We start from the raw sequence: 22,192 nt of genomic DNA on the forward strand, positions 1-22,192 counted from the left end.
CTAGTGCTTTGTAGTGTTATGCCTTGGCGTTAGCGCGGGCCAATCGATCGTGGCGACGTTTCACAAATAGCATTGCTAGTATTATGAGAGCAGCTGCAATTAGGGCTAAAACTTTCCCTTCAAACACATAATATAAAATGTATCTTACCTGATGACCGCCATCAGTAAAGGCGGTAATAAGCCCCATATTTTCGATGCTGAATGCCGATGTTTGACTCGCGAGTTGTGTGTACTTCGGCGCTAGGTGTGTGGCGATGAGTAAAAATGAAATGATTACCGGAATGCCGGCTAGCACCGCTCGAAACACATTCCCTTTAAACATTAATACTGAAATCGACATAACCGAAATTAAATTGGGAAGATCCCCCAGCGGCAGCACTTTATTCCCCGGTAGAATCAAAGCGATAAGAATGGCTAAGGCCATTAGAATCAAGCCAGTTGCGATTACTGATTTGTGGCTCATTAAAAACCCCGTATCCAAAGCAACGATAAGGTTGGAGCGGTGCGGGAAGTATTTTTCAACTTGAATTCGAAGTGCCGTAGTCACCGGGATCATAGCGCTACCAATAAGGCCGGCACTTTTTGGCAAAATGAACATCACCGCGGCAATGTGCACGCTAAGTTCTAGGGTTTCTTTTAACGAATAGCCAGCAGCCAGAGCGAGAAGTAAACCCATCGAGCCGCCCATAACCATCGGCTCGCTTAATAAACTGAGTAAACTTTGCTCGGTGTCTTTTTCGTCCGCTGATTGATCCTTGTTTTTTTCATCTGCATCACGACCCGCGGGCTTATTAGCATTACTGGTGAAGGTGATATTAGCTGCTTTTTCAGGGTTGAAGTTGATTTTATTAATCACCGGAATACGCTCAATTAACCAGTCAAATAGTGCGGTATAGGGCACAATGCCGTTCACGGAGACCGGTGATGCAGAAACGCCCTTAATCCCAAGTTCACGCTCTACGTCCGGCGCTGTCCACTCGGTTAATTTAAAGCAGTAAATGGCCAAGCAGGCGGTTGCCGTCAACCCCAATAGCATACTGCCGGACGCATTCATAACCAGCGCCCCCAAGAAGGCAAAATGCCAGTAGTTCCATACGTCGATATAGATAGCGCGCGTTAAGCCGGTGGCGATCATGACCAGATTTAACACAATCACCAGTGGAATTGAGATTGCTGCCAGCGGCGAAGCCCATGTGATTGCTGCCAATGGTGGCCAGCCAACATCGAGGATGGGGAAATCTAAGCCGCGCACTATAGTCAGCTGTTCCACGGCGGGTTTAATGTTGGCGACAAAAAAGTCAAAAGCGATAAACACACCTGCGAAGCCGACCGCCAATTCAATGGCGGTAATAAGCGATTTTTTTAGTGAAAGCCTTACCGCTAAAGCCAAACAGAAAATGATAATGGGTAGCATCACGTAGGCTTTGAAGCTAAAAAAGGTATCGAGGGCGGTTTGTAGCATAGGGGCAAACTCACAGGGCTTTTCAGGATGGATTGGCTGGCAATACTAGATGAACTAGAACGGCAATACTAAAGCGTTTCAGTCGAAACTCCTATAGAATAGCGCGGCTTTATTAGCCCACAAAAGTGGCGGCTTAGGTTAGTTTCAGCGGTTCACTTACAAGGGTTCGGTTTTACAATAGTTATAGAAGATAGAGTTTATCCATGATTGATGCCCTTATTCAAAAAGTACGCAACACCCCAGAGAGTATAGAGTTTAATGACGTTATTGCAGTGATTGCGAATAACTATGACTACATACCCACAACATTTCATAATGGCGACATCGTAAATGTTGCGGGTAGCAATGAAGGTTCATGTAAGATTTTTTGTTTCGCGCAAATAAATGCATTGAGTGAAACCGAAACCTTAGCCTTATTTGGCGCCTACTATAGGGACGATGTAATGGGTAACCCAAGTGGTGACGATCACGCCAATATCCGCAACTTTATTCTCGATGGCTGGCTGGGAATTCGCTTCGACGGCATTGCGTTAACGCCTAAGCACGACGCGTAAAAACAGCTTAAGCGAATAACATTGGCGAATAAAATAACATCGGCTAATAAATAGGAGACTACTGTGATTACCCAAAAGCACTTTGAAACCTTAATCACCCCAACCGGGGCGATGCAAGTACAAATCTTTCGCCCCGTTGAAGATGGGCGTTTCCCCGCGATTATTTTTTATTCCGAAATATTCCAAATTACCGCACCGATTGCGCGCAGTGCCAATATACTTGCAGGCTTGGGTTTTATTGTTATCGTTCCGGAAGTTTTTCACGAGCTTAATCCGCTGGGTACAGTGCTTGGCTACGATGATGCCGGTAAAGATAAAGGCAATAATGACAAGTGGGAAAAACCACTCGAAAGCCACGACAGTGACACCAGTGCGATGATCGACTATTTGCGCGAGCAAGATTATTGCAGCGGCAAGGTTGGCGCTATGGGTGTTTGTATTGGCGGCCATCTCGCTTTTCGCGCGGCGATTAACCCTAATCTCGACGGTGCATTCTGTTTGTATCCCACCGATATACACAGTAATAGTCTGCCCGCTGCAGAGGGTAATGATAGTTTTAGTCGAGCTGTCGATATTACCTGTGAGGTCGTGTTGGTATTTGGTAAGCAAGATCCTCATGTTCCCGTAGAGGGCCGGCAAAAACTTATCCAGCATTTTCAAACCATCGGATTGAATTATCAGTGGCATGAAGTGAACGCCCAGCATGCATTTATGCGTGATGAAGGTGAACGCTATGACCCTGCCTTGGCATTAGAGATGTATATAAAAGCGAAAGATTTTTTCTCGCGGGTGTTGCGCGCTTAATTTGGCTGTCGCGATAATAGTTTTTGGTTTTAATTTTTAATCGGAGTGCTTTATGGCTTTAAATGCCACCATTATTAAATTTTCTATTTCACTGTCCGATTTAAATCGAAACCACTACGACACGCTTACGCTTACAGTAGCGCAGCATCCGTCGGAAACGGCCGAGCGGATGATGGCGCGTGTAATGGCGTATTGTATTCATGCTGAAGAGTTCTTGGCTTTCACCAAGGGTTTGTCCACGCCGGAGACGCCGGATATTTGGGCGAAAACCTTAGATGGCCAAACCGGCCTTTGGATCGAGGTTGGTGAACCGAATCCCGATAAGTTAAAAAAAGCAACGCGCGTAGCTCAGGATGTTTGGGTGTATAGTTTTAATACTAAGTCCGATGTATGGTGGGCGCAGGAATCAAAGCATATTGATGCGCTTAAGGTTCATGTACGACGTTTTGAGCGCGCTGGAATAGAGTCATTAGCGGCGAAGTTGCAGCGCACTATGGAGATCTCGGTCACTATTTCAGGCGATTCCGCATTTGTTGCTACCGCCGATGGTGAGTGTGAAGTTAACTGGCTAAACTTGCAGTAGCTTTTCTGCCCGACTGTTAAATTAGGTTTTCTACTTCTGACTAAAAAGGCCCATTCTTATGATTAGCTTTCAAACTTATGATAGTGCGTTATTCGGTATATTCGTGGTAATCGCAACCTTGGTTGTACAGTCGCTAATTGCGAGTTTTATCAAAGCCAAGCAGCCGGGTGCGATACCTGGGAAAATAGATGAAAGCCTTGGCCATGAATCAATCGTTTATCGCGCCCACCGAACATTTATGAACTCTTTGGAAAATACCCCAACGATGTTGGCGGCCGCTTTTCTGGCAATTTTTTCTGGTGCGGATGCTAAGTGGACCGCTATTTTTGTATGGGTTTACGCGGTTGCGCGGCTTATTCATATGTTGGGTTATTACTTTATTTCTACGTCTAAAAACCCTAGCCCGCGCAGCTACTTTTTCCTTATTGGTTTTATTGCCACAATTGCATTATTGGTGTTGTCGGCAATTTCTATTCTGTAATTTCCGTCCTTGGGGGCGCTTTCCTTGTGGAGCGTCCAGGCTAAAGTCGTTACATCGCTTTGGTGCTTAACCACTGTGACGGATCGAGATGATAGTAATCGCGCAGCTGTTCAAACAGCTCCGGGTGACGGGCTTGCATTTGCAGTGGTCGCTCGAAAAAAACCTCGGTAACCACGGCGAAAAATTCTGCGGGGTTGGTAGCGCCATAGCTGTCGATCAAGCTGGAATTGCCGCGTGCTAAGGTCGATTGTAATTGGTTAAATTCATCACTAAAAATCTGTGCCCAAATTCGATAGGCATCTTTTGTATACAGCAGCGGCGCACCATTGGCGGCGCCGTCTTCTTGATCGAGCTGGTGGGCAAATTCATGTAGTACCACATTGTGGCCATCGGTAAAATTTGCCATACCTTGCTCTACGCTGTCCCAAGCTAAAACAATTCGACCATTCTGCCAAGATTCCCCAAGTAAATGCGCACGCTTTTGCGAAACCACGCCGTACTCATCCTGGTGCTCGCGTTTTGCAGTGAAGGTAGTAGGGTAGACGTAAATCCATTTTAAATTTGCGTAGCGAGTTGTGGGCCTATTCAGCAGTAATAAACAGGCCTCGGCGGCGATGGTTACGCGAATGGTGTCGTTGATGTTCAGGCCGTTACAGCCGACAAATTGTTTGGTGTAAATAAAGTGGAGTATGTGCTGCTGTAATTCGCCTTGCAGCGCTTCGGGAAGACGCGGGTAGATGGGTAAGTATTGTTTTAAAATGGATGCCCACTCGGTGGGGAACGGCTGCGCCATAGCTTGGCGATAGCGCCATTTTCGGTAGTAGCGCCAAGCCACGAACGCTAAAATTGCACTGGCGAGAAGGGTGTAAAATGTTTGAGTTATTGTCATAGTGTTTACGTCGCATCCTTAAAAGAGAAGTCTACTTTAAATGAATTTACCCAATTTGCCGATTAGCACGCTGTTGCCGGCCATCGTCGAAGCCTTAAACAAGCAACACGAATTGGTCTTGGAAGCGGCTCCCGGTGCCGGTAAAACCACCTTGGTGCCACTGGCCTTAATGAATTGCAGCTGGCTTTGTGGGCGTAAAATTATTGTGCTTGAGCCGCGTCGGGTCGCTGCACGTGCGGCGGCTGAACGAATGGCGAGTCTACTTAACGAGCCTGTCGGCAAGCGTGTCGGCTACCGTATTCGTCTCGAGAAAAAAGTTAGCGAAAATACTATTGTCGAAGTGGTCACCGAAGGGATTCTAACCCGTTGGCTGCAAGACGATCCGGAACTCAGTAATGTTGCGGCCATTATTTTCGATGAATTTCACGAGCGTAGTATTCATTCAGATTTGGGCTTAGCACTGTGTTTACAAGCCCGCGAGCTGTTTCGCGATGCACAAAACCCCTTAAAACTTTTGGTAATGTCGGCAACCCTAGATGGCGTGGGTGTTGCAGAGCTGCTTGATCGCGCGCGTCTAGATGCCCGCGAACCCAGCGCTAGCGCGATGCCAGCAACCCTAGTGCTTAAAAGTGAAGGCCGCAGTTTTCCTGTTGCTATGCATTACGGGGCGGCGCGAAAGTTTGATGAAAATATTCAGCAGCGAATTGTAAAAACCGCCTTGCAAGCCTTAGTCGAGCAGGTTGGTAGTATTTTACTATTCCTGCCTGGGCAGGGTGAGATCAACCGCTGTATCGCAGCTATGTCTGGGCAAGTTGATGCCAGTGTTGCTTTGTTGCCCTTGCATGGTGGTTTGTCTATGGCTCAGCAACAGCAGGCCATTAAGCCGCTCGATAAAACCGCACCAGCAACACGAAAAATTGTCTTCGCTACGGATATTGCTGAAACCAGTCTCACCATTGAAGGTATTACCGTGGTGATTGATAGCGGTTTAACCCGCAAGCCAGAATTTGATCCGCGTACGGGCTTAACTCGCCTCAAAACTCAACGTATATCGCGTGCTTCGAGTATTCAGCGGGCGGGTCGAGCAGGGCGCTTAGCGGCTGGCGTTTGTTATAGGCTTTGGTCCGAAGAACAACAAGCACAGCTGACTCAGTTCAGCAGCCCCGAGATCCTTCAAGCCGATTTGGCACCCTTGCTACTGCAATTACTGCAGTGGGGGATTTCCAACCCAAGTGAATTATTGTGGCTTAACACACCTCCAGCGGCCGCTGTGGCGCAGGCGCTGGAACTACTAAAACTTTTGGGTATTGTGATTTCTAGTGGTGACCATGATCGGCTTAGCGATCATGGTGAACTGGTAGCGCAAATGCCGGTGCATCCGCGTATTGGCCACATGCTGCTTAAGTCTATGAGTTGCGGTCAGGCTCAATTGGGGACGTGGGTTGCCGCACTGCTGGCGGAACGCAATCCTATTCAAGGGTTCGCAGCTGATTTATTGCCAAGCGTGGAGGTGCTTGCCGGCCGCCGTCACTGTGATAAAGCCTATCAGCACTGGTGCACTCGTACTCGCCAGCAAGCGAAAAATTATTTACAACAGTTGCCAAAACAGCTCGATATAACGGCTGATGAAGTAAGGTTTGCTTCGAATGGGAATGATATTGACGAGCAGGCTTTAGCCTACATTTTGGCTTGTGCCTATCCGGATAGAATCGCACGGCAGCGAGACAACAATCGAACCCTCTATCAATTAAGTAATGGTCGCTCGGCAAAGTTAGGTGACCGCGATGGACTAACTAGTAGTCGCTGGTTGGTGGTAACCGAAGTCGGCGGTGCGGTTGGCCAAACCGATGATCGCATTTTTTCTGCTGTCAGGTTAGCAGAAGAGACTTTTGCTCAGGTCATGCAAGCTTGGGTAACGGAAGATGTTGTCGTGCATTGGAATGATGAGCGCTTAGTTGCCGAAACGCATAAGCGTGTCGGCTCAATTATATTGGAGCGAAAGCCGCTAGGCGCAATTAGTGATCAGCAACGCCAGCAAGCTTTACTCGGGTACATTCAAAAACAGGGCTTAAATATTTTACCTTGGACAAAAAAATTACGGCAGTGGCGGGCGCGTGTTAATTTGCTGCGCAACTATTGTTTGTCCGACGATCAACCTTGGCCAGACTTGAGCGATGAGTCACTTACCGCGAACCTAGAGTCTTGGTTGCTACCCTATTTAAATCAAGTGAAAAACAAAAGTGATTTACAGGGGCTGGATTTACACTCGATTTTACAGGGCCTTTTACCTTGGCCGCTACCGCAAAAACTGGATGAATTAGCACCCACAAATATAACGGTTCCCTCCGGTTCATCCTACTCATTGGATTACGATCGATTTCCCCCGGTTTTGGAAGTTAAATTACAGGAAATGTTCGGTGCGAAAACTACACCGACAATTGCTCAGGGCAAGGTGAAAATATTAATACATTTATTGTCGCCAGCACGAAGGCCGCTACAGGTTACCCAAGATTTAGAAGGTTTTTGGAATGGCAGCTACGCCGAGGTGAAAAAAGAAATGAAAGGGCGTTACCCGAAACACCCCTGGCCAGATAACCCTTGGGAGGCAACGGCAACTCGATTTACTAAACAGCGACTGCTAAAAGAAGCCTTGCCGAAAGATAATAAGTAAGTGTTCTACAGGGTTTAAATTGTGCTGTGTAAGGTTTTTAAATCGAGTCTTGTGGGTGATTACCCAGCCCTTAGACGGGCTGGGTTGTTTTGTGATACAGAGGTTTGAATTGCAACCTAAGCCAGAAAGTTTTCGGTGATTATTTTAGCTTGCCCGAAATCGGTTTTTCCCGATCCCAATTTTGGCAGTTTCTCCAGGTAAAAACAGGCGGATGGCAGCATTAAATTACTGACGTTATCGTCTGCTAAGGCTGCTTTTAAGGCCGCTATTTCCAACTCTCGATTACACAGCAAAATAATTTTTTCGCCTTTTTTCTCATCGCTAATCGCTACTGCAATAACTTCGCAATGGACGCTCGTTGTGGTGCTTTCGGCCTCGGTCGAATTTTTTAGTTCAGCTTCAAACCATTGGTTTAAGACCTTTGTTACCGCCGCTTCCACGGCACTTAGGCTGATCATCTCTCCGCCTACTTTGGCAAAACGTGAATAGCGGTCGACGATGGTAAGGAAGCCGTCGCCATCTAAGCGACCCTTATCACCGGTTACGTACCAACGTACGTCATCGATTATACGAATTACTTCTGCGGTTTTTTCTGGATTATTTAAATAGCCCTGCATCACCTGCGCACCACCGATTAAAATCATACCTTCTTCATCGGTCGCTAGCTCGTCGAAGCTCTCTGGGTCAACAATTCTAAAACTGGTGCCGGGCAGAGGCATACCGACGCTACCAAGCTTGGTGCCGACCTGCGGCCTCCAGCTGTCGGTGTCGAGTGCATCGGGCACGTTTACACTGGCTACCGGCGTGGTTTCGGTCGCGCCGTATCCTTCGTATACCGTTTTGTTAAATTTCGTTTCAAAGGCGCTGCGAACTTCGGGTTGTAAGCGTTCAGCTCCAGCAACAACAATACGTAAACTGCTCAGCATCAGTGGGTGAACTTTACGATTGCTGCTATATAACCGTAAAAATGTCGAGGTGCCAAATAAGGTTGTCGCACGATACTGGGCAATAGCTTTTGCAATGCCAAACGAGTCGGTTGGGTCTGGGTGGCAAACCATAGGGATGCCTTCAATTAACGGAAGAAATTGTGTAACCGTGAGACCGAAGGCGTGAAATAACGGCAATGAAGCCATGATCACGTCATCGGGTTGGGTATTCAGTACATCGGCAACTTGCTTTAGGTTGGCCATAATATTTTGATGGCTGAGTTGTACGCCTTTGGGCACGCCTTCGCTGCCACTGGAAAATAAGATAACAGCGTGATCTGTATTGAGGGTTGGCTTAGAAAACAGTAGCCGCAGTAATCTTGCAGGTAGTAGTTTGACGAGTAACCACTGGCTAACAAGTTCAACTTTGGATAGCCCCGCGAATACATCTTCCAAATAGATTACCCGCAGTTGCTCTAGCTGAGAGGTGAAATCGATACCACGCGATTGCAACTTGCCAATAAACTTTTTCGATGTGTAGATGGTTTTAATTTCGGCCTGGTCAATAGCGCCTTGCATGGCAAGGTTAGATGCACTGTAGTTCAGGTTTACCAGTGTCTTACCTTTTAATAGTAGCGCCATATTGGTTAATACCGCTGCGGCGCTTGTTGGTAGAAGTATGCCGATATTGATGTCGTTTTTATATGCTGAATCGCCAAGTTTTAGATGTCGGCCTAGGGTTATCGACACCGCTAAGGCGCGGCTCGGCGATAATGGTTGAGTGGTGGTGTCGGCTATAGCGATAGCTTGCGAGTTGTTGTTTTTAACACTCTCAATCCACGCGTTGGGAAGCGATGGCAGCTGTTGCACGAAACTATCCCAGGATTTAATCGAGAGGTCGAAGACGCGTCGCTTTACTTGATCGGTAGTTGCATCTTTTTCGATAGGTTCGCCAAAGGCCACGATTAAGTCGCGCTTCGAGCCGCGCGGTTGTTTTCGCTTTAGATCGTTGCTGGCACGTGAAAATTGGCTGCCCCAAAGTCCGCGCAAATAAAAGGGTAGGATTTTTATATCGGTGGTGGTCATTGCAATCGCACGCTCAAAGCCGTTGCGGAATTGTCCTAGCTGACCGTTGCGACTGATCGCACCTTCGGGAAAGAGGCAGACAACTTCACCTGCGTCGAGTAGTTCGGCCACTCGCTCCAGTGATTTTTTGCTATCCGCGCCAGATGAAATGGGAATACAACCAAACAGATCGAAAAACCACTTTAAGTACCAGCGTTGATAAATACTTTTTAGCATGACAAAGCGAACGGGGCGCGGGCTAGCGATTTGAACAATGGCCCAGTCGATCCAACTAATATGGTTGCCCAGTAACAGTACACCGCCGCGCTCAGGAATGTTTTTCATACCTTGTACGTCTGTTCTGTAGCGCAGGGCGAAAGTGCCGCCCATAACAAATTGCACTAAACTCTGGGGAAGTTTCATTACTGTATAGATGCCGCCGACTACCGACAGCCCAGCGGTTACCAGCAAAAGCTGTTTACTGCTGAGGCCCACCACGGCAAAGCCGATGGTTATAAGTAACACACACAGCATCGCGATGTTTTGGATTAAGTTGCTACCGGCTAGCACTCGGCCAAGCTCATTTTCACCTGCGTAAAACTGTACCAGCGACTGCAGGGGTACGATAAACATTCCGCCCATTGCGCCAATAAAAATAAAGTCTGCAATAAAAAACTTCATGCTGGTTAGATTGGGCAAAATCCAAAGCCCAACAGCAATGCCGACGGCGGCAATTGGAATTAATCCGAGTTCAATATAGTTGCGTGAAAGTCGGCTGGCGATGAGCGAACCAATAACAATACCAATACCCGATGCGCCTACGGTTCCCTGAATAACGATGGTGTTAGTCTCGCCGAGTTGCGACTTGGCAAATTCCGGGAAGGATGCCAGTAGCACTTGGCCAATTGACCAAAACATCGCCAAGCCAATGACGGAAAGGCGAATTACATCGCGTCGCCATACGGGATCTAAATCCTGTTTAAATAATTTCCCGCTAACGAAAGCTTTGGTATCGAAGTTCATACGCGGATCACCTGGCCTAATACTGGGCAGGCGATAGATCATAAAGACTTCTGCAAGACTTGTGACAATCAGAATAATACCGACGGGTACAAGACTGGAAAGTATGCCGACGTTGCTGTGCGGTGATAACGGTGTGGCGACTGGAATGAGGTTTTCAAAAAAAATCGAGAAGATGAAAGTCCCGGCTAGAATGGCAACAATCGAAACCGCCTGCACAGCACCATTGGCGGGGGCGAGGTTTTGTTTGCCAAAAAAGGCTTTTAGATAACCGTATTTAGCTGGATAGTAAAAAGCCGATTGCGCGGCGAGAAGAAAAGTCATGGCAAATGCAGGCCAAAACCAACCCAACATATAGCACACGGTAATCGCGCTTGTGAGACCAACCGCTAACCAAGCGCTAAAACGCATTACCGATGTTTTTGGAAACCTGTCTGAGGCAAACCCCGCAGGGCTAAAAAAGAGGATATAGGGGAGCAGTATCATCGCGTTGATAATCGCCGCGTAGACAATTTGAGTGCTACCGTCGTAGACCTTAAAAATTGTATTTTGAATAACAATCTTATGACCTAGGTCGACAAATGAATTGAGAAACACGGCAAACAAAAAGGGCAGGGCACCAGCCGTTTTTAAAATCTTGGACATTGCTAATTTCCTTTAGATAATCCGAAGGTGTTCTGAACGCTTCGGTTCAGGTGTAGATGCGATCCTGACGAAGTTAATACTGTGCTGCAAAGGTTGTGACGAAAAGGTCATTCTAATTGACTTTAAGTATTAAAATACGATACTTAATACTAAATCTATCCTTTGGCGAATACTTATGTCTCAAATAAGGCTACTAGTTAGTACGCTCAAAAAGCAGCTTAAAGCCCACGGCTATACCTATCTGCAGGTTGCTGAGGCACTAGAGTTGAGCGAAGCCACCATTAAGCGCAGTTTTGCCGAGGCGAGCTTTAGCCTTGCTAGGCTGGAGGCGATTTGCCAGCTCATGGGCTACCAGTTGAGCGATTTACTGGCGCTGTTAAAAACGGAGCAGCCGCGCCTACAGCAGCTCACTCTGGCGCAAGAGCAGCAGATTGTAGACGATAATCTATTGTTGTTGGTGGCCGTATCGGTGATTAACGGTTGCGGGTTTCGCGATTTGCTGGAGCTTTACGCTATTTCTGAGGCTGAACTGATTCGAGCGCTGGCGCAAATGGACCGGCTGCAACTAATCGACCTGTTACCCCGCAACCGGATAAAACTCAAAGTTTCGCCAAACTTCCGGTGGATCGCCAATGGGCCTATTCAGCGCTTTTTTTTGCAGCGGGTTAAGGAAGATTTTTTCAATTCGCGCTTTGATCAAGATGACGAAAAACTATTGGTACTAACCGCGCTACTGTCCCACGCCTCAAATCAGGAGCTGCAAAACCGCTTAAGCCTGTTGGCCAGACAGTTCGCCGAACTGCAGCAGGAAGATATGAGCCTGCCCATGAGCGAGCGTAACGGCGCTACCCTAGTTATGGCTTTGCGTCGCTGGCAGTATTCAGGGTTTGAGGCTTACAAGCCAAAACCATAGCGGGTTATCGGGCTTGCCTTTTCGGTTGGGTACGGGGTAGCATCCTCAACCCGACCAAAGGATTTGAGTCAGTTTTGCGCAGTACTCCTATTGGTTGTAATACAGATAATTCAAACAACAATAAACGTATTAATTTACAGGAGTGATTATGGATAACACCGCAGAAAACCCCTACAAAGCCCCAGAAGCCGAAGTTGTAAGCGACTCCGGTACGGGTAGCTTAAGTGATATATTCCCGCGCTTTAGCGCTTGGGGAGTGTTCGGCCTTTCCATCATTACCTTGGGTATCTACATTCCCTATTGGCTTCATACTCGCTCTAAGCAGATCACAAGCTATGTTAGCAACCCCACATCACAGGGCTTGTTGATTGCTATGTGGGTGCTGTTTATTCTTAACCTATCATCCAATGTGGTGGTGAGGATCGAGCCCGCTATAGGTGCTGTTTTTGCGTTTGCAAGCTTGCCTTATATGGTGATCTACTACATTTGTGCGTACAAACTTCGCAGTCAAATTCACGAGCGTTTGGGTGTTCATAAAGGCGATCGCCTTTGGATCGGTCCAATCCTGACCTTCTTTTTCTCAACTCTTTATATGCAGTACAAGATCAATCAGGCAATTGATCAAGAGCGCTAAATAGGTTTAGCGAACAGTCGCGGTATTTTCTGATATCGCGACTGTCTTTTAGATGATATCTGGCTCTAGCCTGTGCATGCGTTCTGAGCTGTACTCGGCAAATTTCAGAATGAGTTGTTAAAAACTTCTATAGGTTTGCCCCAATGCCTAAGGCCTCTACCGACACCGCGTTACTCGATACCACCTACAAAGTCGAAACCCCCGAAGCCATTGACCTTTCTGCCCAGTTGGCGGGGCCGGTTCCCCGCGCATTAGCCTTTAGCGCCGATTTACTATTGCGTTCAATTGTCTTGAGCATTCTCTTCATTATTTTGGCAATTGGTGGGAAGGCGGGTGTAGGTATTTTTCTGATTGTGAGCTTTGTTTTGGAATGGTTTTATCCGGTGTTATTTGAAGTTCTATATAAGGGCCAAACACCGGGTAAGCGCTGGATGAATATCGCTGTCGTAAACGATGATTTAACCCCAGTTTCCTGGAGTACTTCGATAATTCGCAACTTGTTGCGGGCGGTCGATTTTCTCCCTTTGTGTTACGTATTCGGCTTTTTCACCATGGTAATGACCAACTGCTTCCAGCGCCTGGGTGACATTGCCGCGGGCTCGGTTGTTGTTCATCGACAAAAAACATTACCGCTAGCAACAACCTTACCCAAGGTAACGCCAACCCCACCGTCCTTTGATTTAGGTCTAGACGATGTTGTTGCCTTCACCGGCTTTGTCGAGAGGGACGCGGCACTAACGACAGCCCGCAAGCAGGAGCTCGCGGATATGTTATCTGGTGTAACGCAAAAAACGGGGCCAGAAGCGGTTAGCTTTATTCAAGGTATTGGCTGTTGGCTACTGGGTGAGCGTAAATGAAACAACAAGTCTTTGAACAAAAATATCAGGGCTGCTGGAGTCGAGTAGCCGAAATAGTTAGTCTTGGTAAAGCTGGTTACGATGAGGATTTCCCCAATCTATTTCGTTCCATCTGTCATCATTTGGCCATAGCGAAGCACCGCCGTTATAGCCCGCAGTTAGTCGAACGGCTTAATGCCCAAGTTATTCAGGCCCACCACCTTTTCTATCAACACAATGCCCGCTTTAAAATGCAGTGGTTGTATTTTTTTGTTTGGCAGTTCCCGCAAACGCTTCGTAATAATTATCGATTTATTTTCGCTTCGTTACTTTTGTTTGCATTGCCAATGTTGGCGATGGGCTTAGCCTGCTACTTAAATCCAGAATTTATCTATTCGATGTCCTCCGCAGAGGAGGTAATGAAGTATGAGGCAATGTACGACCCGAGTAACAACGTGCTTGGTCGCGAGCGAGATTCAAGCAGCGATATTCAGATGTTTGGATTCTATATAAAACATAATATTGGCATAAGCTTTCAAATGTTCGCCGGCGGGATGTTGGCGGGGTTTGGCTCTGTTTTCTATTTGATCTTTAACGGCCTCGCGATTGGCGGTGTGGCGGGGCATCTTACTCAGTTGGGCTACACATCTACCTTTTATCCTTTTGTGGTAGGGCATGGCTCTTTTGAACTGACGGCCTTAGTTTTTGCCGGTGCCGCTGGTTTAAAGTTGGGATATTCAATTATTTCTCCCGGCGCTTATTCACGCTTAGAAGCGCTAAGAATTGCAGGGCGCGATGCTATTGTCATTATGTACGGTGTTGCCGTGATGCTGTTAATTGCGGCTTTTATAGAGGCGTTTTGGTCCTCTACTGCAGAACTGCCGCAAGTGGTTAAGTACTCGGTGGGCGCTGTATTGTGGGCTGCGGTACTTGGATATTGTATTTTATCGGGGCGCCGCCATGGATCTTAACCGGCTGGCAATTCGCGCTCGCATTAGATCTCCCATGGAAGCGGTAGATTTGGGTGTGGTGATGACTCGCCAATGGTGGCGACTGACTTTTTTAAGTTGGTTTATCCCAAGTTTTACACTTTGGTTATTGTTAACGCCCATTTTTTATAGCCATAGCTGGGTTGTAGCGCTAGTCGTTTGGTGGCTAAAACCTTTATGGGATTGCGGGCCACTGTATATTGCGAGTCGCGCATTGTTTGGTGAAACGGTTACCCTCGGACAAGTATTGCGACAATTACCAAGCTTGTACCGCAAGGATTGGTTGCCAGCTCTAACAATACGGCGGTTTAGTCTTACACGATCGTTCGACCTGCCGCTTACTCAATTAGAAGGTTTGAGTGGTAGTGCGCGAAGTGCCCGACAGATGATCTTACATCGAAAACACAGCGGTGCAGCAACATGGTTGTCGATTGTCGCCATTCATATTGAGTCGTTTATTTTATTCGCGCTCTACATGTTTTTGTATCTTATGATTCCAGAACAGGCCGATATTGATTACAGCGCGTTGCTGATTGAATCGAGCAATTTTTTCTCGGTCTTTGAAAATCTTGCGGCCTATATCCCAATGGCTTTAGTCGGGCCGTTTTATGTTGTATCTGGCTTTTCACTTTATATTGCACGGCGTATGGATTTGGAGGCTTGGGATATTGAAATTCGCTTTCGGCATCTTGCTGAACAGTTTCAGCGTCGGGCTACGCCAGTGGTTTCTGCGCTAATGCCGATGCTGTTTGCCGCGTTCGTTGCTCTGTCTGCGTTAACCTACAGTCCAGGCGCGGTCTATGCTGACGAATCGATTCAGTCTCCAAATTCTTCTGCTGAATTTTCGTTTAGTACTGACCTGCCTGCCAAATCAGAGTCGTTAGCTAAAACTCAATCGGAAGTTGCCAAACAGCGCATTATTGCGATTTTGGCGGGTGAAGAGTTCCACACCGTAAAAGTGGAAAAGGGTTGGCGGTTAAAAAGCCTTGAAGACCAAATTGAAGACGATGAGCTCCCGTTGTGGTTAATTGTTTTAGTGGAATTTTTCGAAAAATTCGGCAAGCTATTTGGTGCTGGTGGCGCGCTTGGTGATCTTTCATTTAGCTTTTTGGAAGTTATCTTGTGGTGTGGTTTAGCGGCGTTAGTGATCTATGTTGTGGTGCGCTATCGCGGTAATATTAAATCGCTCGCGGTTCAGTTCCGCTTGCCAGAAAAGCAGGAGTTGCCACCTAAAGTATTATTCGGTTTGGATGTTACCCGCGAAAGCTTGCCGGAAGATGTGCCAGCAGAAGTTCGTAAGCTGTGGGAGGCCGATCAACATCGTGCAGCTATAAGCCTGCTTTACCGCGCTTTGTTGGCACAGCTTATTCACAATTACGAGTGTAGTTTTAGCGATTCTGATACCGAGGACGAATGTATTCAGCAGGTGCGAAAGTTACAGCAACCAGCGCTGAGTGACTACGCCGCAGAGTTGACCGATTGTTGGCAATCGCTTGCCTATGGACATCGGCTACCAGCAGTCGCAAGGGTGCAAAATTTGTGTGTACGTTGGCGGGAGCACTTTGATTTTGAAAAATAAATTACTCGTGTTAATTACCCTTGCTCTCGCCGCTCTGACTCTATATCTATTTTTTCAGATGTTTGAACGCTATGAAGAAGAGGACGACCAGGGCTGGTCGAGAAAGGCGTTGCGCAATCCCTATCTTGCGGCCGAGCTTTATGCGCGTGAATTTGGGAACGAGGTAACGAGTATAGATAGCATCACAAAGTTTGATGACATTGAGGGCATTAGTACACTGTTCGTCGCAAAAAGCGGCCAAATAGTTTCTAAGCCGCGGTTAGATCAGTTGCTCACTTGGGTAGCTTTGGGTAATGATTTGATTGTCGCGGCTCAGGGTGGCAGCGATTGGTATAGCGATAAGGTTTTAGAGCGTTTAAAGTTGGAGCTTTACGCGACCGAATATGATGGACGTCCAATTTTTGATGAAAATGGCAATGCGATTGATTATTCAGATTCGCCGCCTAGTGACAAGGGGAACGAATCCGACTCTCTGCTGCTAAGCGAAGCGCTGCGTGAGTATAATCGCATTGTGGAAGCAGAAGCCGATGCGGAATCAGACGAAAAAAAATTGAGTCCCGAACATCGTATCAGAACCTACGAAGACGGTGTTGAACCTCACCAATTAACCCATTTGCGTTTTGGTGGTGTTGACGAAGGCCTGCGTATAGAGTTCCTCCCGGATCGCGCTTTTGATGTATCTAGTTACAGTCGCGACGACTCTTCTAACAATACTGATGGCTCTGATTCCGATTCTGATGGCTCTGCAGATAGCGACCAAAACAGTTCTGACGATGGGCTGCTGTACCCGCTAGCCGATAACGTGATTTATATGCGCGGCGGATCTCAAGGCGTTAATTTTCTGCAGCTTCGGTTTGGTCGCGGTATGGTAACGCTGTTGTCCGACGGCGATGTTTTTACCAATGAGAATATAGATAAGTTCGACCATGCTTTTTTGTGGCAGGTGTTGGCCGGCCGGGATAATCGTATGGCCATTCTATACGCAACCAATATGCCGTCGCTGTTGTCGATTATGCTCGCCTTTATGCCTGAGTTATTGGCGGCAGCACTGTTACTTTTTTGTTTATGGCTATGGTATCGCAGTGGCCGTTTTGGTCCGATCAACTCTCTGCAAGTTACTACCCGTCGTTCGTTGCTTGAGCATTTGTTTGCTCGTGCTTTCTATTTTTGGCGCGGCGGTTCATACGAGCAGTTATTGACACCTTTACGAAGTGAACTTCTGCTGCACGCCGGACGTGTTTTACCCGAATTTCATCACGCGGAAGAGGCGCGCAGAGTGGCGCTATTGGCACAGGCTAGTCATCAGCCTGAGGCCGATGTGGCTCAGGCCTTACAGGTTTCCTCGAGCCATACTGAATCCAGTTTTATTCATCAAGTAACGTTATTGCAGCGAATTAGGAAGGCAATATGACCGAACAACATACAGAAACGTCTGCCGCATCGAATGTGAGCGAAAAATTTGCAAGTGCTTTAGCATCTGTGGACAAACTGCGACAAAAAATTAACGGCGAACTTGTTGGTCAGCTTGAAGTGGTTGATCAGGTTCTGATTGCGTTGCTGTCAAACGGTCACGTTTTGCTAGAAGGTGTGCCAGGTTTAGGTAAAACACTGTTGGTACGTGTTTTAGCGAATTGCTTTGATGGCGACTTCAAGCGAATACAATTTACACCGGATTTAATGCCGGCGGACGTTACAGGGCATGTTATTTATGACGCGAGCGAAGGTAAGTTTCGTATGCGTAAAGGCCCAGTATTTACTAATATATTGTTGGCGGACGAAGTTAACCGTGCTCCCGCTAAAACCCAAGCGGCACTTTTGGAGGTGATGCAAGAGCGACAAGTGACGCTGGAAGGTGTAGCACGACCATTACCCAAGCCCTTTATGGTACTAGCTACGCAAAACCCAATTGAACAAGAGGGCACTTACCCTTTACCGGAAGCCGAATTAGATCGCTTCTTGATGAAGGTTGTTATCGATTACCCGAATCAAGATGATGAAATTGCCTTAACCAAACAAATCACCACCGGTCATGTGAATGATCAAGATGTATTTGCGCAGGGTTCAGCGCTGTTTAATGCCGACGATATTTTTCAATTCCAGCAGCTTGTTTCCGAAATCACCTTAGATGACAAAGTGCTGGATTACGCGGTGCGATTGGTTAGAGCCACGCGAACCACAACTTCACTCATTCGTGGCGCGGGCACGCGTGCGTGTATAGCGTTAGTTCGCTGCGCGCGTGCTAAAGCCTTTTTACGGGGTAGTGATTTTGTTCTGCCCAGTGATGTTAAATCTATGGCATTTCCGGTATTGCGTCATCGCGTCGGCTTGTCGGCTGAAATGGAAATTGATGGTTTTGATGTTGACCAGGTACTTTCGCAAATATTAAATATGGTTGAAGCGCCACGCTTATGAGGCCGAGCAAGCGTTTATTAAGCTTGGTTGCAGCATGGTTGGCCTTAGCCGGTTTAGTTTTTGCTGTGCGTATCGCTGCGGTATTGCAACCTAGCGATAAAGACCTGCTAGCGAATGCCTCGCAATCTGCGCAAGAGTTCGCGAACCTGTGGTGGTTGCTAGGTGGCGTTTTACTGGTAGCGGCTTGGATCGATGCCGTTCGTCAGCGTCGCTACCCAATGCTTAGGGTAGTGCGCCAATTACCCCATAGCCTCGCCTTGGGGGCGGAGGCCAAGGTAAGTTTACGTATCGAAAATGGTTATGACTTTTCAGTGCAACTGGAGTTGACGGACTATTACCCCGCCGAAGTTGAGACCCAAGCCTTACCGATTATTTGTAGTATCGAGGCAAACGCTCATAAAGATGTAGACTACTTAATTCGCCCGATTCGGCGCGGTGCGGCAGAATTTGGTAAAACCCATCTTCGTATCGAGAGCCGTTGGCGACTTTGGCAAAAACGCCAACAGCAGGGCGAATTGCAAAGTTTAAAAATCTACCCAAACTTTGCACCTATCGCCAAGCTGGCAATGATGGGGCTGGAACATCAGCTATCGCAATTGGGTGTTCACTTGCAGCAGCGTCGTGGCGATGGCAGCGACTTTCACCAGTTGCGAGAATTTCGCGAAGGTGACGCGATTCGTCAAATCGACTGGAAAGCCACGGCGCGCCACTCCAAAGCGATCTCGCGTGACTATCAAGACGAGCGCGATCAGTCAGTAATTTTTTTACTGGATTGCGGTCGTCGTTTGCGCAATAAAGATGATGAATTCAGTCACTTCGATCATGCCCTTAATGCATTGCTACTCACATCCTACGTTGCGCTGCGGCAGGGCGATGCGGTTGGTTTAATGACGTTTGCGGGTGAGGAACGATGGTTAAACCCCGTTAAGGGGCCTGCGAATATTAATGTGCTGTTGAACCAGCTCTACGATTTACACAGCGGTACGACAACAAGTGATTATGTTGAGGCAGCAGAACGTTTAGTGGGCCGTTATAGCAAACGGTCACTCGTTATTTTGATCACTAACGTACAAGAAGAAGACTCGGATGATTTAAATACCGCCATAGGAATTTTAACAAAACGGCATTTGGTGGTGGTGGCGAGCTTGCAGGAAGCGATTATTCAATCGTGCATCGATATACCGGTAAAAACTATTTCTGACGCGCTAAGTTACTGTGGCGCAAATGATCATTTAGAGCAGCGCCGTAAACTTTTGCACCGGTTGCAAAACCTAGGGGTAGGGATGACCGATGCACAACCGCAACATTTGCATCACGCTTTATTAGCAGAATATTTACGTTTAAAACGTAGCGGTAAGATTTAACGAATTAGACTTGCCAACAAAAAAGGGCGACATAAATGTCGCCCTTTTTTGTTTAAGCTAAACCGTGCCTATGGCTTGGGTCGCTTATGCGGCTTTTTTGAATCGTCGCTTTTACCGGTAAAGTCGGGCTTTGAGCCAGACTTTTTAAACGGTTTATTCCCCTTGTCTCCGTAATCGCGCTTACCTTTACCAGCGTTAGCTCTTGGCTTACTACTTGGTTTGCGGTCTTCGCCACTGCGTTCTGGCATTTTTGGCGGAGTGCCATCATCGTTAATGCGTTCGATATTGAGTTGACGTTGCTTAACTCGAGTTTTACGCAATACGGCCATAACATCGTTTGGCATACCGCCGGGTAAATCGACCGTACTAAAATCATCGTAGATTTTGATGTGGCCAATATAGCGACCTTCGATATCCGCTTCGTTCGCAATCGCGCCAACAATTTCTCGTGGAGAAACTTCGTCGTTGCGACCAACGCGGATACAGAAGCGTTCCATTTCAATTTCGGGGTTATCTTTCAGCGGTTCTGCGCTGCCGAGATTGCTTGGCGCTGGGCGCGATGGTCGATCTCGAAACTCTTCCTTTTGGCGTCCGTCGCGAGAGTTACGGTTGCGGTCTCTATCTTGACGTGGCTCGCGTGAGTCTCGTGAATCACGCTCAGGGCGTGGTTCACGCACTGGGCGATCTTTTGGCGGTTGCAGCGGACGGTCTTTTTGTAACAAATAGGCCATGGCTGCAGCAACATTTTCGGGGCTGACTTCTTGATCGTGGCAAATTTCTGAAACGATTTTTTCAAAGAAACCTTTGTCGTCGTTATTCAGGCCTTCAATGATCGAGGTTTTAAACGCTTGCGAGCGGCGATCAATAAGGTCATCACGTGAAGGTAATTGTACTTGCGTGATTTTTTGACGCGTTGTTTTCTCGATTGAGTAAAGCAGGCGGCGTTCGCGCGGTGCAACAAACAGAATCGCTTTACCTTTACGTCCTGCGCGGCCGGTGCGGCCAATACGGTGAACGTAAGCTTCTTCATCATAAGGGATGTCAAAGTTTATAACGTGGCTAATTCGATCGACATCTAGGCCGCGAGCAGCAACATCGGTAGCGATGAGAATATCCAGTTGGCCGCGCTTAAGTTGGTCAACGGTGCGCTGGCGCAGGGTTTGATTCATATCGCCGTTTAATGGCGAAGCAGAAAAACCGCGTGCACTGAGCTTTTCGGCCAAATCTACCGTGGCAGTTTTAGTTCGCACGAAAATAATCATACCGTCGAATTCTTCAACTTCTAGGATTCGTGTTAGTGCATCGAGTTTATTCGTGCCGCTAACTAGCCAGTAGCTTTGTTCAATATTGTCGTTAGTGGATACCGCGGAGGCGATGCTCACTTCCGTTGGGTTGTTTAGATACTTCGAGGCTACGCGGCGGATTTGCGGTGGCATAGTCGCTGAAAATAATGCGATTTGGCGATCCGCCGGTGTTTTTTGCAAAATTGTTTCAACGTCTTCGGCGAAACCCATGCGTAACATTTCATCGGCTTCGTCCAAGACGAGGGTGTGTAGCTTGTCAAAACTGATACTGCGACGATCGAGGTGATCGATCAAGCGGCCAGGTGTTGCCACGATAACGTGCACGCCACGACTAATTGCACGCAGTTGCGTACGCATGTCTTGTCCGCCGTAAATCGGCAGCACGTGAAAGCCTTTCATAAACGCCGCATAGGACTGCAACGCTTCGGCAACCTGCAAGGCAAGTTCGCGGGTTGGGCAAAGTACAAGCGCTTGTGGTTGCGTGAGTTTGAGGTCGATTTTATTCAGTAGTGGCAGAGCGAAGGCTGCCGTTTTGCCGGTACCGGTTTGCGCCATACCAACAATATCATTGCCCGCTATCAATACCGGTATGGTGGCCGCTTGAATAGGGGAGGGCGACTCATAACCCACCGCGTTTAACGCTTTTAGGAGGAAGTCGGGAAGGTTAAGGTCTTCGAAACGGAGATTCTCATCGGGAGTAGTAGACATTGGTGTCCTTTGTCAGGGTAAATCAAAGTATGTAATAGTGCGAAACACGCCAACGCCAGCTGGATACGAGATCCAGCGGGTTTGGTGTTTTTCGCTCAGCGATCAAAATTTTTGCAACCGCAATAGGAATTAGTGTGAATCAGGCGACACAACAGGCGATACAGAGGATTCGAATGCCTCGGTGTTACGGAAATTTGTCTGTAGCTGTGATTTACGATCATTCATGGCGCAGCACCTTGGCTTTGCCACGCTATAAACCCGAACAGCTCCTACAGAGTCTACTCTCTTCAATGAGAGGGGGATGGGCTAACAGCGTTAGATTGCATAAAAAATGGGCGCGAATAGTAACACAC

General features: G+C 47.5%; 17 protein-coding genes. 13 read left to right on the forward strand and 4 right to left on the reverse strand.

Going from position 1 to position 22,192, the window contains the following annotated elements:
* Positions 1 to 16: 16 nt before the first annotated feature.
* Positions 17 to 1,462, reverse strand: a complete 1,446-nt coding sequence (locus IDZ20_RS08940; RefSeq protein ID WP_188151091.1) for a PTS transporter subunit IIC — start codon at positions 1,460 to 1,462, stop codon at positions 17 to 19.
* A 203-nt stretch (positions 1,463 to 1,665) separates the two neighbouring features.
* On the opposite strand from IDZ20_RS08940, the gene IDZ20_RS08945 reads away from it, so the two are divergent.
* From IDZ20_RS08945 to IDZ20_RS08960, 4 genes are all read left to right on the forward strand, one after another.
* The gene (locus IDZ20_RS08945) at positions 1,666 to 2,016 is read left to right on the forward strand and encodes a HopJ type III effector protein (RefSeq protein ID WP_188151092.1); all 351 of its coding nucleotides are present in this window, start codon (positions 1,666 to 1,668) and stop codon (positions 2,014 to 2,016) included.
* 63 nt (positions 2,017 to 2,079) lie between these two features.
* Positions 2,080 to 2,820 (forward strand): dienelactone hydrolase family protein, encoded by a 741-nt coding sequence (locus tag IDZ20_RS08950; RefSeq protein WP_245792217.1) that lies wholly within the window; start codon positions 2,080 to 2,082, stop codon positions 2,818 to 2,820.
* 52 nt (positions 2,821 to 2,872) lie between these two features.
* A complete protein-coding gene (locus IDZ20_RS08955; protein ID WP_188151093.1) occupies positions 2,873 to 3,403 on the forward strand; it encodes a YaeQ family protein in 531 nt (176 codons plus the stop codon).
* A 58-nt stretch (positions 3,404 to 3,461) separates the two neighbouring features.
* Positions 3,462 to 3,884, forward strand: a complete 423-nt coding sequence (locus IDZ20_RS08960) for an MAPEG family protein (RefSeq protein WP_188151094.1) — start codon at positions 3,462 to 3,464, stop codon at positions 3,882 to 3,884.
* Positions 3,885 to 3,933: 49 nt separating this feature from the next.
* On the opposite strand, the gene IDZ20_RS08965 is transcribed toward IDZ20_RS08960, so the two are convergent.
* Positions 3,934 to 4,773: a M90 family metallopeptidase gene (locus IDZ20_RS08965; protein ID WP_188151095.1), complete on the reverse strand. Its 840-nt coding sequence runs from the start codon at positions 4,771 to 4,773 to the stop codon at positions 3,934 to 3,936.
* Between the two features lie 40 nt (positions 4,774 to 4,813).
* Here IDZ20_RS08965 and hrpB point away from each other — a divergent pair, with 40 nt between their 5' ends.
* Complete coding sequence (gene hrpB, locus IDZ20_RS08970; RefSeq protein ID WP_188151096.1) at positions 4,814 to 7,444, forward strand: ATP-dependent helicase HrpB; 2,631 nt, start codon at positions 4,814 to 4,816, stop codon at positions 7,442 to 7,444.
* A gap of 116 nt (positions 7,445 to 7,560) precedes the next feature.
* On the opposite strand, the gene IDZ20_RS08975 is transcribed toward hrpB, so the two are convergent.
* Positions 7,561 to 11,100, reverse strand: a complete 3,540-nt coding sequence (locus IDZ20_RS08975; protein ID WP_188151097.1) for an acyl-[ACP]--phospholipid O-acyltransferase — start codon at positions 11,098 to 11,100, stop codon at positions 7,561 to 7,563.
* Positions 11,101 to 11,275: 175 nt separating this feature from the next.
* Between IDZ20_RS08975 and IDZ20_RS08980 the strand changes: the two genes are divergently transcribed.
* The 8 genes from IDZ20_RS08980 (at position 11,276) to IDZ20_RS09015 (ending at position 19,827) form a co-directional block, all read left to right on the forward strand.
* A complete protein-coding gene (locus IDZ20_RS08980) occupies positions 11,276 to 12,013 on the forward strand; it encodes a helix-turn-helix domain-containing protein (protein ID WP_188151098.1) in 738 nt (245 codons plus the stop codon).
* A 148-nt stretch (positions 12,014 to 12,161) separates the two neighbouring features.
* Positions 12,162 to 12,647 carry a DUF4234 domain-containing protein gene (locus tag IDZ20_RS08985; protein ID WP_188151099.1) on the forward strand — a complete coding sequence of 162 codons (486 nt, stop codon included), beginning with the start codon at positions 12,162 to 12,164 and terminating at the stop codon, positions 12,645 to 12,647.
* A gap of 143 nt (positions 12,648 to 12,790) precedes the next feature.
* A complete protein-coding gene (locus IDZ20_RS08990; protein ID WP_188151100.1) occupies positions 12,791 to 13,504 on the forward strand; it encodes an RDD family protein in 714 nt (237 codons plus the stop codon).
* Positions 13,501 to 14,454 carry a stage II sporulation protein M gene (locus IDZ20_RS08995; RefSeq protein WP_188151101.1) on the forward strand — a complete coding sequence of 318 codons (954 nt, stop codon included), beginning with the start codon at positions 13,501 to 13,503 and terminating at the stop codon, positions 14,452 to 14,454. The genes IDZ20_RS08990 and IDZ20_RS08995 overlap by 4 nt, the downstream gene beginning before the upstream one ends.
* A complete protein-coding gene (locus tag IDZ20_RS09000; RefSeq protein WP_188151102.1) occupies positions 14,444 to 16,051 on the forward strand; it encodes a DUF4129 domain-containing protein in 1,608 nt (535 codons plus the stop codon). The genes IDZ20_RS08995 and IDZ20_RS09000 overlap by 11 nt, the downstream gene beginning before the upstream one ends.
* Positions 16,041 to 17,462 (forward strand): DUF4350 domain-containing protein, encoded by a 1,422-nt coding sequence (locus IDZ20_RS09005; protein ID WP_188151103.1) that lies wholly within the window; start codon positions 16,041 to 16,043, stop codon positions 17,460 to 17,462. The genes IDZ20_RS09000 and IDZ20_RS09005 overlap by 11 nt, the downstream gene beginning before the upstream one ends.
* Positions 17,459 to 18,463: an AAA family ATPase gene (locus tag IDZ20_RS09010; RefSeq protein ID WP_188151104.1), complete on the forward strand. Its 1,005-nt coding sequence runs from the start codon at positions 17,459 to 17,461 to the stop codon at positions 18,461 to 18,463. Before IDZ20_RS09005 ends, IDZ20_RS09010 begins: the two co-directional genes overlap by 4 nt.
* A complete protein-coding gene (locus IDZ20_RS09015; protein ID WP_188151105.1) occupies positions 18,460 to 19,827 on the forward strand; it encodes a DUF58 domain-containing protein in 1,368 nt (455 codons plus the stop codon). Before IDZ20_RS09010 ends, IDZ20_RS09015 begins: the two co-directional genes overlap by 4 nt.
* Before the next feature lie 68 nt (positions 19,828 to 19,895).
* Here IDZ20_RS09015 and IDZ20_RS09020 read toward each other — a convergent pair whose 3' ends face one another.
* On the reverse strand, positions 19,896 to 21,839 hold the full coding sequence (locus IDZ20_RS09020) for a DEAD/DEAH box helicase (protein ID WP_188151106.1): 1,944 nt from the start codon (positions 21,837 to 21,839) through the stop codon (positions 19,896 to 19,898).
* Positions 21,840 to 22,192 lie beyond the last annotated feature (353 nt).

Origin of the sequence: Teredinibacter waterburyi (assembly GCF_001922985.1) — a bacterium.
In the GTDB taxonomy this organism is placed as follows: Bacteria; Pseudomonadota; Gammaproteobacteria; order Pseudomonadales; family Cellvibrionaceae; genus Teredinibacter; species Teredinibacter waterburyi.